The 14,108-nt window shown below is 57.3% G+C and carries 10 protein-coding genes; 5 read left to right on the top strand and 5 right to left on the bottom strand.

The genetic code is table 11. From position 1 onward, the window contains the following. Window positions 1–15: 15 nt before the first annotated feature. The 3 genes from CC94_RS0102775 to galE form a co-directional block, all read right to left on the bottom strand. Window positions 16–798 (bottom strand): M90 family metallopeptidase, encoded by a 783-nt coding sequence (locus CC94_RS0102775; RefSeq protein WP_031429726.1) that lies wholly within the window; start codon window positions 796–798, stop codon window positions 16–18. 489 nt (window positions 799–1,287) lie between these two features. After that, window positions 1,288–1,701, bottom strand: coding sequence for a VanZ family protein (locus tag CC94_RS21165; protein ID WP_084675283.1), 414 nt, complete (start codon window positions 1,699–1,701; stop codon window positions 1,288–1,290). Next, window positions 1,698–2,717: a UDP-glucose 4-epimerase GalE gene (gene galE / locus CC94_RS0102765; protein WP_031429723.1), complete on the bottom strand. Its 1,020-nt coding sequence runs from the start codon at window positions 2,715–2,717 to the stop codon at window positions 1,698–1,700. Before galE ends, CC94_RS21165 begins: the two co-directional genes overlap by 4 nt. 428 nt (window positions 2,718–3,145) lie before the next feature. Between galE and yoaA the strand changes: the two genes are divergently transcribed. Further along, a complete protein-coding gene (yoaA, locus tag CC94_RS0102750) occupies window positions 3,146–5,065 on the top strand; it encodes a DNA repair helicase YoaA (RefSeq protein WP_005373742.1) in 1,920 nt (639 codons plus the stop codon). On the opposite strand, the gene CC94_RS0102745 is transcribed toward yoaA, so the two are convergent. Then, window positions 5,058–10,196: an EAL domain-containing protein gene (locus tag CC94_RS0102745; protein ID WP_031429721.1), complete on the bottom strand. Its 5,139-nt coding sequence runs from the start codon at window positions 10,194–10,196 to the stop codon at window positions 5,058–5,060. The genes yoaA and CC94_RS0102745 overlap by 8 nt on opposite strands. Window positions 10,197–10,895: 699 nt before the next feature. On the opposite strand from CC94_RS0102745, the gene queF reads away from it, so the two are divergent. From queF to CC94_RS0102730, 3 genes are all read left to right on the top strand, one after another. Continuing rightward, window positions 10,896–11,285, top strand: a complete 390-nt coding sequence (gene queF / locus CC94_RS0102740) for a preQ(1) synthase (protein ID WP_031429718.1) — start codon at window positions 10,896–10,898, stop codon at window positions 11,283–11,285. Window positions 11,286–11,292: 7 nt separating this feature from the next. Next, window positions 11,293–12,147, top strand: coding sequence for an archaetidylserine decarboxylase (gene asd, locus CC94_RS0102735; RefSeq protein WP_031429717.1), 855 nt, complete (start codon window positions 11,293–11,295; stop codon window positions 12,145–12,147). Between the two features lie 81 nt (window positions 12,148–12,228). Further along, on the top strand, window positions 12,229–12,489 hold the full coding sequence (locus CC94_RS0102730) for a hypothetical protein (protein ID WP_031429715.1): 261 nt from the start codon (window positions 12,229–12,231) through the stop codon (window positions 12,487–12,489). Window positions 12,490–12,663: 174 nt separating this feature from the next. Here the strand turns inward: CC94_RS0102730 and CC94_RS0102725 are convergent, their stop codons facing one another. Then, on the bottom strand, window positions 12,664–12,957 hold the full coding sequence (locus tag CC94_RS0102725; RefSeq protein ID WP_084675282.1) for a helix-turn-helix domain-containing protein: 294 nt from the start codon (window positions 12,955–12,957) through the stop codon (window positions 12,664–12,666). A gap of 342 nt (window positions 12,958–13,299) precedes the next feature. On the opposite strand from CC94_RS0102725, the gene CC94_RS0102720 reads away from it, so the two are divergent. Further along, window positions 13,300–13,512, top strand: coding sequence for a hypothetical protein (locus tag CC94_RS0102720; protein WP_031429711.1), 213 nt, complete (start codon window positions 13,300–13,302; stop codon window positions 13,510–13,512). The last annotated feature ends 596 nt before the right edge of the window (window positions 13,513–14,108 follow it).

Raw genomic sequence — 14,108 nt, 5'->3', positions numbered from 1 at the left:
GGCCGGGGAATCTTTTTATTGGCCGGTCCGCTCTTTTCGCAGTAAGGGATTTTGCCGGTAATAGAGGCTCAACTGCTCGTAAACGGCCGCAAATTCCGTCTGCAGGATTTCCGGCGCGCAGAAAAAATACTCGCTGACCACGGCGAAGAATTCGGCCGGGCTGTCGGCCGCGTAAGGGTCGATCAAGGTGCGGCGTCCATGATCGACCCGCCGGACGAACTGTGCGTAGGCCGCGCTGAACGCCGCGGACCACGGCGCGACCGGCATCCGGTAATGCAGGGGCGGATAGCCGTCGGCCGGCCCGTTCAGCATGTCGAGCTTGTGGGCAATCTCATGGATGACGACATTGCGCCCGGCTTCAGGCTCTTCGAGTTCCTGCTCGATCTCGTCCCAGGAAAGGATCAACGGCCCATGCGACCAGGATTCCCCGCATAGATGCAGTTCCTGAGGATGGACGACGCCCGCCTCGTCCGTTTCCTCATGCCTGACCCGGAAATCGGCCGGATAAACGATCACTTCCCGCCAGCCCGCCAAACAGCCGAATCCGAGCCCCAGCACCGGCAGGCAGGCGAGCGCCGCAATCCGGAGGCGCATCGCATCGGTAAGCGCCAGTCCTTGAACCCCGCTGAACTCTTTTTCGTAAAGGAACAAAGTCGCCAACTCGCGCAGGCGCGCTTTTTCGACTGCGGTCAATTCGCGCAGCGGAGCGCAATTGCGGAGGGTTTCCCGCCACAGGGAGTGCGGGATCGGATGGCGGCGCAGAATACGGCAGAGGCGTGCGCGTTTTAACCAATTCATCGAGTCGATTCGGAAAATAAATGACTTGGGTAGGGGGCAATGTGTTTAAGGCAAGCCGGGATCAGGTTGCTTAGGACTTCGTCAAACACACCTCCCCCTTTGAAAAAGGGGGATCGAGGGGGATTTGTTTGGTAAATCTCCCCCGGCCCCTCGGCAACCGCTCCCTGCGTTGCCCTATCTCCTGCATCCCTGCAGTCGTCTTTTTCAAAGAGGGGAGTGAATATTCTGCTTTCCGTAACTCTCAGCATTCGGGAGGTTATTTTCCACCAGATCCTTAATGAAGTTACAAGGCTGGCTTTGTCTCTCTGTTCCGTCATTTGCAAAGCCAGCTTTGCAACTCCGGGGCTAAACTTGAGTTGTAGGGTACCTTACAGCGGTTTGTGCTCTTTGGGGTGTAACCCAAGCCGGCAAAGAGTGTATCACGGTAAGTGCTCGGCGCGGGAGCGGGGGAGGTTATTGTCGACCAAACTTTATGTGGATAATGGGGGGTTATTGGCGGAGCAGGAGTTTTTTCCCGATCCGGCGAGCGATCAGAATCCCGATCAAAATCCCCAGGCCGTCGAAAATCAAATCGCCCACATCGGCCGACCGGCCGGGAAGGGTCAATTGCCTTCCCTCATCCCACACGCCCACGCCCGCGCAGAACAAGACGACCGGAAAGCGGATACGCAAATTCAGTCCGAAATCCAGCAGGCCGGCCAGTACCGCAAACCAGGACAGGTGCGCCAGTTTGTCCCAGGGTGCTTTGAACAGGCCTGCCGCTTCCGGCCGATGGCCGCCCCAAATGAATAAAAGCAGCAAGATCGACGCGAGCAGCAGCGACAGCCGTCTCAACAGCAGCAAGACCGTCACCGAGTGTTTTTGACAGTACGAGGCAAGCAGCGCCAGAACAGGCGTCATCATCGGATTTTGTCGTTTCCCGAAGATTGCCACCGCCAGACGTCGCGGCACATTTGTTCGAGGCCGCGGTCGGCCCGCCAGCCCAGTTCGCGCTCTGCGAGCGCCGGGTCGGCGTAACAGATCGCGACATCGCCGGGACGCCGCGGCGCAAACCGATAAGGCACCGGCCGGCCGCTGGCTTTTTCAAAGGCATCGATCATCTCAAGCACGCTGTAACCCTGGCCGGTACCCAGGTTATAGGTCAGCACGCCGGTTTGCCGGGCCAGCTTTTCCAGCGCCTTGACATGTCCCCGCGCCAGATCGGCTACATGAATGTAATCCCTGACGCCGGTGCCGTCGACAGTCTCGTAATCGTTGCCGAATACCGAGAGTTTTTCGCGCCGTCCCTCGGCGACCTGGGCGATATAAGGCATCAGATTGTTCGGAATGCCGCCCGGATCCTCGCCGATCAGGCCGCTTGGGTGCGCGCCGACCGGGTTGAAATAGCGCAGCAGCGCAATGCGCCAGCGTGCGTCGGCGACGGCCAAATCGCGCAGCATGTCCTCGACCATGCGTTTAGTGCGTCCGTAGGGATTCATCGGCGCTAGCGGAAAATCCTCCCGGATCGGCACCGATGGCGGTTCGCCGTAAACGGTGGCGGAAGAGCTGAACACGACGGTGTGAACGCCGAATTTCGCCATCGTCTGCAGCAGCGCCAGGCTGCCGGAGACGTTGTTATCGTAATAGAGCGCCGGATCGGCGACCGATTCGCCGACCGCTTTCAGTCCGGCGAAATGGATCGCCGCATCGATCGCATGTTCGGCAAACACCGTTTCCATCGCCGGCCTGTCGCGAATATCCATCTCGATGCAGACCACGGTTTTGCCGGTAATTTCCTCGACCCGTTTCAATACCGAAGGTTTGCTGTTCCGGAAGTTGTCGATCACGACGATCCGATAACCTGCCTCCAGCAGTTCGACGCAGGTATGGGAGCCGATATAGCCGGCACCGCCGGTCACGAGGATGGTGTTTATCTGCATGGGCTTGTCCGTGTTCGGCCGCTGTTTCGGCGGTTTCCGGGAAACCTGCGCGTGTGAAGGCCCGCGATCGGCGGGAGCGGATCGGGGCGGCGCGCTGGAGAAGGCGCATCGACCGGGGCGCGTCGAAAAACGATCCCAAGGAGGTGGAGGCGGTCGGGCATGGCTTATTTTCCGGATAGCATCAAGGACGGATGGTGTGGCATGGTCTTATCTCGACAGCTTATCGTTTGATTGAGTTACAGTTTATAGTTAACGAAAAAATAGGGATACCCGCAAAAAAGGATATCGGGAAGATAGTGAATGGATACCGGGGTTATTTACAAACAGGCGGCCGAGATCAAAAAAGCCTCGCCGCGGGGCTTTTCGGCATTAAAATATAAGCCGTTTTTTCTTTTTACAAACCCTTCAGCCCGATCTCCTGAAATCGAGTGACCGAATTAGAATTATTTTTCAGCCGCGAAGGCGGTTTGGCAAAGGCGACCAAGGGCTACCGGCCGCGCGCGCCGCAAATCGAAATGGCGAAGGCGATCGCGGAGACGATCCGGTCCGGGCGGCATCTGATCGCGGAAGCCGGCACCGGTACCGGCAAGACTTTTGCGTATCTGGCGCCGGCGGTTTTGTCGGGCAGCAAGGTGATCGTTTCGACCGGCACCAAAAACCTGCAGGATCAGTTGTTCAACAAGGATCTGCCGTTGATCCGCAAGGCGATCAAGACGCCTTTTATGGCCGCGCTGCTGAAAGGCCGCGGCAATTATCTATGCACTTACCGGCTGGAGAATTCGCTCAATTCCGCGTTCGGATTCAGCAAAGAAGATGCCGACGCGCTGAGCAAGATCAAGTCCTGGGCGAAGCGCACGAAAACCGGCGATATCGCCGAAATGTCCGAGGTGACCGAGGCGAATCCGGTCTGGTATCAGGCCACCTCGACCGTCGAGAATTGTCTGGGCCAGGACTGCCCTCATTATGCCGACTGTTTTCTGGTCAAGGCCCGGAAAGCCGCGCAGGAAGCCGAAATTCTGGTCGTGAATCATCACCTCTTATGCGCGGACTGGTCGATTCGCGGCGGCGGCTTCGGCGAGCTTCTGCCGAAGGCCGACGTGATCATCGTGGACGAGGCGCATCAGCTGGCCGCTACCGCGTCCGATTTTTTGGGCGTCAACGTCGGCAGCAAGCAGTTGAACGATCTGGCGCGCGATGCGCTGGCCGAGTATTTCAAGGACGCCACCGACCTGCCGGCCTTGCGCGCCGCCTGCGAAGCGCTCGAACACGGCAGCAAGGACCTGCGCCTGGCGTTCGGGATCGAGCTGAAGCGCGGCGAATGGCGGGAGATCGAGAGCAATCCGAAAATTTTGGGTGGGTTGGCGGATGTTCGGAGCCAATTGCAGAACCTGGCCGACCAGCTCGAACTGGCCTCGGTGAAGAGCAAAGGACTGGAACTGTGCTTCAAGCGGGCCGAGGAACTCGCGCAGCAATTGAAGACCGTTTCCGAAGAGGCCGGCGGCAAGTGGATTCGCTGGTATGAAACGCACCGGAAGACGGTTACTCTGAGCCGGACGCCGCTCGACATCGCCGCCGAATTCAGGCATTTCATGCAAGCGAGCCAGGCGGTATGGGTTTTTACCTCGGCGACCTTGAGCGTGGCCCAGCGCTTCACGCATTTCGCAAACGGGCTCGGCATCGCCGATGCCGAAAATGCACGCTGGGACAGCCCGTTCGACTATGAAAGCCAGTCGCTGTTTTATCATCCGAAGGGCTTGCCGAAACCCGAGAGTCCGGATTTTACCGCGTCGATCCTCGATTTCGTGGTGCCGGTGCTGCAGGCCAGCCGGGGGCGGGCGTTTTTTCTGTTTACCAGCCATCGCGCGTTGAAAGAAGCGGCCGAACTGCTGGCCGACAAAATTCCCTATCCGCTTTTGATTCAGGGCACCCGGCCGAAAGGCGTGCTGCTGGAACAGTTCAAGCAGGCCGGCAACGCGGTGCTGCTCGGCACGTCCAGTTTCTGGGAGGGCATCGACGTGCGCGGCGAAGCGCTGTCGTGCGTGATCATCGACAAATTGCCGTTCGCCTCGCCCGGCGATCCGGTGTTGAAGGCGCGGATGGAGGCGATGAGGCGGCAGGGGCGCAATCCGTTTTTCGAATACCAGTTGCCGGCGGCGGTGATCGCGCTCCGGCAGGGCATCGGCCGGTTGATCCGCGACGTGACCGACCGGGGCGTCCTGATGGTCTGCGACCCGCGCCTTCTCAAGCGCTCCTACGGGCAAATCTTTCTGGACAGCGTGCCGGCGATGCGGCGCACCCGCGACATTGCGGAGGTGCAGGCATTTTTCGAACGGGAAGAAGCTACCTGACCGCCGCCTGCCGGCATTTTTCGAGCAGGGCATCCGCTACTTCCCTGGAGGCGAGTAGGGCGCCGAATTCCGCAGCCGGCAGCGGATGGCTGACCAGAAAGCCCTGATAGAGATCGCAGCCTTTTTCTTTCAGGAAGGCAAGCTGCGCCGACGTTTCGACGCCTTCGGCCAGCACCTTGAAGCCGAGAATGTGTCCCATCGCGATGATCGTGGACGCGATTTCCATGTCATCCTGCTGATCCGGGATGTCGTCGATGAAGTTCTTGTCGATCTTCAGCACATTCAACGGAAAGCGCTTCAAATAGGCCAAAGACGAATAGCCGGTGCCGAAGTCGTCGATCGCCAGGCGCACGCCTTGCTCGCGCAGGCTCTTCAGAATTTCGATCACGTCGGTCTGGCGCTCCATCAGGCCGCTTTCGGTCAGTTCCAGTTCCAGATAGCGGGCTGGAAACCCGGTTTCCCGCAGCACCTCCGCCACGAGGACGTTGATGTCGCTTTGGCGGATTTGATGCTGCGAAACGTTCACCGCCAGCGAAATCGGTTTGAAGCCCTTATCGAGCCATTCCTTGCCTTGGCGGCAGGTTTCTTTTAGCACCCAGGCGCCGACCGCCTGAATCAGGCCGGTCTGTTCGGCGACCGGAATGAAATGGTTCGGCGAAATCATGCCTTCGACGGGATCCTGCCAGCGGGCCAGCGCTTCGGCGCCGACGATCTCGCCGGTCGCGATGTCGATCTGCGGTTGGTAATACACGAGCAGTTCGTTCTGCACCAACGCCCGGCGCAGGCGCGCTTCCATCTCGATGCGCCGGCGCGCGGCTTCGGTGAACTCGTTGGAAAAGAAGGCGAAACGGTTGCGGCCGCCTTCCTTCGCTTCATACAGCGCCGCGTCGGCCTGCTGCAGCAGTAATTCGGGCGTATGCCCGTGCTGGGGATACAGGCTGATCCCGACGCTGGCGCCGATCAGCACTTCGCCGGCATTCGGGATCGACCAGGGCTCGCTGAGGTCGTTGATGACCGCCTGGGCGATGCGGGCGGCATCTTCCGGATGCGTGATATTTTCCAGCACCACCGTAAATTCGTCCCCGCCCAGCCGGGCCACCGTATCGATGTCCCGTACCCGGTTGACCAGCCGGTTGGCGACCAATTGCAGCAGCTGGTCGCCGACCAGATGGCCGAAGCTGTCGTTGACGTCCTTGAAGCGGTCCAGGTCGAGCATCAGGAGGGCGAGTTGCGTGCCTTCGCGTTTGGCGGTTTCGATGCTGTGTTCGAGGCGGAAGAACAGGCGCAGCCGGTTCGGGAGCGAGGTCAGCGTGTCGTGGTGCGCAAGGAATTCGAGTTGCGCTTCGGAAGCTTTGAGCTGGGTGATATCGGCGAAGACGCCGACATATTCGGTGACGTTGCCCGAATGGTCGCGCGCGACGCTGACGTTCAATAATTCGGGATAAACTTCGCCGTTCTTACGCCGGTTCCAGATTTCCCCCTGCCAAAAGTTCTGGGTGCGGATCGTTTCCCAGAGGTTTCGGTAGAACTCGCGGTCGTGGCGTCCCGACGCCAAAATACCGGCGCTTTTACCGAGCGCTTCCTGCTCGGTATAGCCGGTAATCGCGGTAAAGGCCGGATTGACTTTCAGGATGCGGCGGCGGGCATCGGTGATCATGAAGCCTTCCTGGCTTTGTTCGAACACTTTGGCGGCCAGCTTGAGCTGCGTCTCGGCGCGCTTGCGGTCGATCGTCAGCGCGGCGTAATGGGCCACGGTTTCGATCAGTTTACACTGGTATGCGTTCGGTACGGCCTTTTTGCGGTGGTAAACCGCAAAGGAGCCCCGTACTTTGCCGTCGGGGCCTTGTATCGGCTCCGACCACCAGGACTTCAGGCCGGCCCGTACGAGCAGGTCTCTGATCCGGGCGCAGCGGGGATCCGTCATCACATCGTAGGCCACCGCGCTTTCGCCCTTGCCGGCCGCATAGCCACAGCAGCCGGTGTCGTCGCCGATTTGCAGTCCGTCGATGCCGCTCTTGTAGAAATCGGGCAGGCTGGGGGCGGCGGCCGGATTCAGGCTGCGTCCTTTATCGTCAAGCAGGAAGATCGCACAGCAAGTGTCAGGCATCAGGGTTTCGACTTTGTGCGTGATAGCCTCCAGAATCTCGGTCAAGGGCGTGCTGCTGGTGATGCATTCGAGCATGAATCCGCGAAGTTCTTCCAGGTTTTGCTCCTGGCGGCGTTCGGTCAGATCCATGTTGGTGCCCGAGATGCGCACGACCTTGCCTTCCTTGTTGCGCGAAATGAAGCTGCGTTCCAGGATCGGCACGTAGTGGCCGTCCTTATGGCGCAGGCGGAATTCGATCGCATGCATGCTTTGTCCTCTGTGCAGCGCCTTGCGTAAATCGTTCTGGATGAAATCGAGATCGTCCGGATGGACCAGGCTGTGCCAGAGTTTGGCGTCGCTTTGCAGTTCGTCCGTTTCGTAGCCCAGCATGTGCCACCATTGGGGCGAGTAGTACAGGCGGTTTTTTTCCAGATCCCAATCCCAGGGCGCATCGTTGGAGCCCTTGATCGCGAGCATCAGGCGGGTTTCCGATTCCTGCAGGGCCTGTTCGGCGAGTTTGCGCTGGGTAATGTCGTGGGTAACGCCGAGCAGCATCACGACGTTGTTGTGGTGATCGGGCAGCGGCGCGGCATAGGTTTCGAGCCAGCGGCGCGAGCCTTTGAGCCCGGTGATTTCGAATTCGAGAGAACCTTGCTCGCCTTTCATCACGCGTTTGTGCAGGGCGGTAAAGGCCTCCCGGTATTCAGGCAGAATGAAATTGAGCAGTTCGTGCTGCCGCACCTGATCCAGAGAATCGGCTTCCAGCATCTTCAATCCTGCGGCGTTCATCTCGAGCAGATCGCCGTTTTTGTCGACCACCTTGACGCATTCCGGTTCGGTCTCGATGATCGCGCGCAGGAATTGCTCGTTTTTCTGCAGCGCGCATTCGGCCTGGGTCCGTTTCTCTTCCCTTGCGAAATTGTCGAGGGCGAAGCTGATGTCCCCGGCCATTTTGAGCAGGAGATCGCGCACGTCTTCGTCGAACGCATGCGTCTTGCCTGCGTACAGGCAGAAGACGCCCACGACCTCGCCGTTACGGTGAATCGGCAGCGCCGCCTTCGAGCCCCATCCGTAACGGGACGCCACTTCATGCCAGGGCAGGGTGGAGGGGGCGTGGGAAAAATCCTGGCACCAGACCGGCCGGCCTTCGAGTATCGCAGTTCCTGAAGGCCCGTTGCGGAACGGCGATCCTTCCGCCAGATCCATATCGATTTCCTGAAGATACTCGATTCCGTCGCCGGCCCAGGCTACCGGAGCCACGCGTTGTTTTTCGGCGTCGGTCAGGCCTATCCATACCATTTTCATGCCTCCGAATTCGACCGAATCACGGCAGATTTGCCGGTACAGTTCGGTCGCGTAGGTACAGCGCACGATGGCTTGGTTGCAATGGCTCAAGGCGGCATACAGTTGGGTCAGGCGTTGAATTTTGTCCTCGCTGTTTTTATGCTCCCTGATTTTTCTCTGGAGTTCGCGGGTACGGATTTTGACTACCTCTTCGGTTTGCAGTGTGCGTCCGGTCAGCATCAGCAAACCGATTCCGGTGAGGCCGGTAAATAGAAAACAGCCCAGGATCAGCCACCACATATTCCAGTTGAGCTGTTCGGCGTAAAATTCGGGGGTCGCGGAGTAGGTGACGATCCAGGTCCGGTCGGCCACGCGCAGGGGCAGGGACTTTTCCAGCCTGGGAAAATCCGGCGACAGCTTCGGCATGAGCGCCGTTTCGCTGAGCAGCTCTTTGCCGCTGTCGGTTATTCTCAACAGCAGCTGTAAATCGGCGAATTGTTCTTTAACGGTTCCGATTTTCCGCGGCACCTGGAAAACACTCGCGATAAATCCTGCCAGTGCCGCGCGCCGCTCCGGCAGCGTGGCAAGCGGACGATCGGAGAAATAAACCGGGGTGTAAATCACCGCGCCGGGCTGCGGGGACGTATCCCGCACGAGCCGTATCTGGCCGGCGAGGGTCGTTTGAGCCGTATCCCGGGCTTTTTGGATCGCCGTGTAGGTATCCGGCCTGGATGAAATATCCAGCCCCAGGGCTTCGGCGTTGCCCGCCAGAGGTTCGGCATAGATAATCGGGAAATATTCCTGCCGTACCGGGGCCGGGCGAAGGGGGCGGCGGTTTTCGGCCGCTTCGGCGTAAAGCGGCTTCCCGATCCGGGCTTCGTAGGCGGCCCGCTCAGCCGCCGGAATTCTCGGTATCCACTCCAGCGCCTGGATGTCCGGATTGTCCTTCAGGAAAGGCTGGGTAAGATGCCGGAAGGCTTCGGCATTCACGGGAAGCGAACTGTCGAAGAATGCCTTGATGTTCCGATTGGCCTCGATATAGCGGTTGAATTCGTTTTGCAGGGCGTTGTGCAGCAGGCTGCATTGTTCGTCGAACAGCGAACCGATGCGCTTTTGTTCCTGCTGTTTGCCGAAATGCAGGATCACGATCACCAGCAGCGACAGGATGGCCAATGGCAAGGCGACCCAATTGAGGCGCATGTTTTTGCGGTTGCGCAGCACGCCGATGAAGCTCAGCAGCAAAGGCGTGAAAATCAATACCCCCATCGTATCGCCTATCCACCAGGTCAGCCAGCTTAACGGCAGATCCTCGGGCGTGATGGCGTTGTATAGAAACAGGGTGACGATGCCGAGCGAGGCGGACAACATGCAGCTGGCCGGTCCGCCGAGCGCAATGAAGCGCAGGATGCTGTGGTCTCTGGTCAAGGGGTTGTCGGCACCCACATAACGGCGGGTCAGCCAGACGCCCAGGGCTGCCTGCAGAACGGAGCCCGCGCTGGCGATACTGGCGATGGACAGGGAGAATTTTATGTTGCCCGGATAGACCGCGTCGATAAAGGAGAAGGTCTGAGCGGCAAACGAACCGGCCAGGAGCCCCGGAGCGACTTTGTATCCGTAGGTGAACATACCGGCGAAAGCGATCCCCGCCGCCGGCCAGACCGGGCTGGCGTGGCTGGGCGGTATCGACAGCAAGGTGCCGAAATAGCCGCCCATGAAATAGCCGAGTGCAAGCCAGAGGTTGATTTTTATGAGGTATCGCATTGATCGGCTATTAAAATCGGGTAATCCGGATGCGCGGGACCGGGAGGCACTTAGGCGCCGCGCAGACTGTTTTAAAGTGAATCGTGAATTCCGGTCGGTGCTCGACCTGGCGGCGTGGGGCGTATTTCGGAAAGGAAAATTTTTCAAAAATCTATAGCTCGTTTGGAATCGGCGTTCGTAGTGTTACAGGTACAGGTTTGGGTAAAACGTAAGCCATACGAAACATGCCATTTTCATGTTCGCCGATTGTCAGCCTCCGAAGCCGCCAAGGAAGTGAAAAGCGACGGTATTTATGCGTTTTTGATAATGCGCCTGGGCCGCCTATAGTAATTTAATCTTTTTGGATAGCCAATCTTCTCTTTCGATTGGGAAAATTTATAGGAAAAAAGTAAGAGCGCAACTCTCTTGCCGGTATGAGGTGTGCCTTGAGATTTTCTCCTTTCCCAAAGCCGGATTACGTTTATTCAGAAAGTGCGGCCCGGTAAAAGTTCACTTACACAGGGCCTGTTCCCTGTACGGCCAGGCGGACATTCTCGACGCTGCGTTGACGCCGGTTTTGCGTTTGGCCTCGGGTCGGTGAACCGGGTCGGTTGTCCGGTCACTCAAGCGATTTTCGCGCGGGCGATCGCGAGGGCAGCCATTTTGCCTCGGATACTGGTAGAATAAAGAGTTATTGATTCCACTGGCTTTTTACAAAAAATGAGTACACAACCCAGCAAAGACCTCGAAACCTTCGTAAACCCCGAGCCCGGCCGGGATTACACGATCCGTATCGACATTCCCGAATTCACCTGTTTGTGCCCGAAGACCGGGCAGCCCGATTTTGCGACGATCCGTCTCGAATATGTGCCGGCAGCGGCCTGCGTCGAGCTGAAAGCGCTGAAATTGTATATCTGGTCGTTCCGTGACCAGGGCGCCTTTCATGAAGCGGTGACCAATCAAATCCTGAACGACATCGTTGCCGCGATTCAGCCGAAGTTCCTGCGCGTACGCGCCGAGTTCAACGTCCGCGGCGGCATTTACACCACCGTCGTCGCCGAGCATCGCAATCCGGACTGGCAAGCGCCGCAGCCGGTCCACCTGCCCTGAAGGTAATATGATCAAAGACTTGCTGACCACGCTGCCGCAATACCTGCTGCCGCAGCATACGCTGTCGCGGCTGATGAGCCGTCTGACCCATTCGGAACATGCGGCCTGGAAGAATTTTTTTATCCGCCGGATCATCCGCCATTACGGCGTGAACATGGACGAAGCGCTCGAACCGAATATCGAGGCTTATAAAAGTTTCAACCATTTTTTCACCCGCGAATTGAAGCCCGGCATCCGGCCGTTTCCGGATGCGCCGGATGCGATCGCCTGCCCGGCGGACGGCGCGGTCAGCCAGGCCGGCGCGATCACCGGCGGCCGGATTTTTCAGGCCAAAGGCAAAAGTTTTACGGCCGTGGACTTGCTCGGCGGCAGCGAGGAACGGGCGGCGCCGTTTCAGGACGGGGTATTTACGACCATTTATCTGTCGCCGAAGGATTATCACCGGCTCCACATGCCGTTGACCGGCACCCTGCGCGAGATGGCGCACATTCCGGGGCGCCTGTTCAGCGTAAATGCCGCCACAGCGAACGTGGTGCCGGGGCTGTTCGCGCGCAACGAGCGCGTCGCGGCGATCTTCGACACCGAGATCGGGCCGATGGCTTTGGTGCTGGTCGGCGCGATTTTCGTTTCCAGCGTCGAAACGGTCTGGCACGGCGTGGTGACGCCGCCGACCGCCAACGCCGTGCAAGCCTGGCGCTACGGAGAAGATGCGCCGATTTTGCGGATCGGCGAAGAAATGGGCCGTTTCAACATGGGTTCGACGATTATTGTGCTGTTCGGCAAGGACCGCGCCGCATGGCGCGAGGATCTGGCCTCCGGCCTGCCGGTCAGACTTGGAGAAATGATCGGCAGAATGCGGTAATCGAAATGCCGTCCGTTAGAAAAAGCGCCCGAACGGCGCTTTTTTTATGCTTTTTTATCATTACGATAACGAACAACCCCTATGGCATCGCAGGTATTGAAAAACTTAAAAATCTATGAGGTTTATATTCAATATTGGGACCCCGATGCCAACGATACGTTTTTGCTGGTCGGGCTGCGCGGCTGGCTGCACGACCATGCCGACGAATTGAACGTGGCGCAAGCAAAGCGGCTGCGCGCGACCGACGAGCAGGTCTTGCAGTTGGTGGCGCAAAACCACGAAGAAACGGAAGACACCGTCGATTTGCGTCTGATCGCCGAGATTATCAAGCTTCGTAGGTAGTTCCGTAGCCTCGATGCTGCGACAGTCGTGCAGGTCGGGCACGCTTTTTGTGCCCGAAATTTTCGATATGACGGTATGAAGTCATGGTTACGAATCATCGAACAGCCTCTTCGCTACGCCTAAATGTCGGGCAACGATGAAGCTGTTGCCCGACCTACTCTATTTACCTTTCAATCAGGTATTTTTAGAGGTTCCCGTTATGCGGCGCGCTTTGTGAGTTTTTATCGGTGCCAATGCCGCCCGATAATCTGAAACAAAACCCGCCACGTCAATTTCCAGAATGTCTGCCAGCTCAATAAATTCGGGAAAATCCAACCGCCGCTCCCCACGCTCGTACTTGGAAATGTAGCTCTGCGGTTTCCCCAGCTTTTCCGCGATTTGCATCTGCGTCAAACCCGAAGCAACCCTGGCCTGAACAAGCAGACTCCTGAAAATCTGGTAATCGACATTGTGTAGTGAACTGGGCATGCGCCCAGACTAATAACCTATTGCGGGTTATCCCAAAATGGGTTATTTTAAAAATCGGATGGCAGCGCGTAGGACGAATGTCGTCAGTCGTGTAGGTCGGACACTCGCTTTTGGCGCCCGACATTTACAATGCCTTGAAAAGATGACGGGATTTCAGACCCGCGCAATATTCCAAAGCATGATCGCCACATGGGTGTCGGGCAACGATAAAACGGTTGCCCGGCCTGACTACAGGACTTCGTTTACCCTACTTGCTATGCGTGAAAAACAAATGGCCAAAGGATATTGTGCGCAACGCGGCGTATAAAGCCATCATCGAGGGTATTTTGAAGGATAGAAAAAATGAGCGAACAAATCGACTATCAAATACTGTTGCAGGAGGTTGTCAAGACTGCGGTAGAAGCCGCTCGGCGCGCGAAGCATAAAGGCGATCAAGGGGTGTTGTATGCCTATTACGACATCATCGATGTAGTTAAAACCCAGGCCGAAGTGATGGACGTGCCATTATCCGAGGTTGGTCTGGATGGCGTGGACGTCGACACGTTTTTACCATAACCCGGTGGCGGATTCGCCGATAGGCATCCGCCATGACTTTGAAGGGCCGTAGGATGTGCCGAACGAAGTGAAGCGCATCGCATCGTTCGAGATTGTTCACGAGAGATGCCTTCTGGCGTTGGCACAGGGGCGATCGTGAACGATGCGCTTCCCGATGGTCAGCACATCCTACGAGCTGTCGACCGGCAGTGATCTGTTTGAATTGCTCAAGCGCATCGAACGGAAAAAACCTTAGGTATTGGTCAACCCTGGAGCGAACGAAAGAAAGGTGGAATTGCAGAATTTTTAATTCTTTATGGGGAAATGTATCAAGACCATTATTTCGGATTCGCTCCTGTTTACGGCGCGGTCGATCATAACTATTTAATTTTCAATATTTTTTAGTTCGTATTGGAAGGGCTGCACGCTGAATGGATATTTGATGTATTTATTTTATATCCAATCGCTATCGCTTTAATTATCTTTGAGGAATGGGACCATAGATATACTTAAGACGATAAATAGTGAAGAATATTTTAATAAGTATTAAATTTAATTGATATTCAAAGAATCGTAAAGCAAAGTCGCATTATTAATCAAAATTAAAATAAAGGAAA

The organism is Methylomicrobium agile (assembly GCF_000733855.1).
In the GTDB taxonomy this organism is placed as follows: domain Bacteria; phylum Pseudomonadota; class Gammaproteobacteria; order Methylococcales; family Methylomonadaceae; genus Methylomicrobium; species Methylomicrobium agile.
This window is presented reverse-complemented; position numbering and strand designations above follow the sequence as displayed.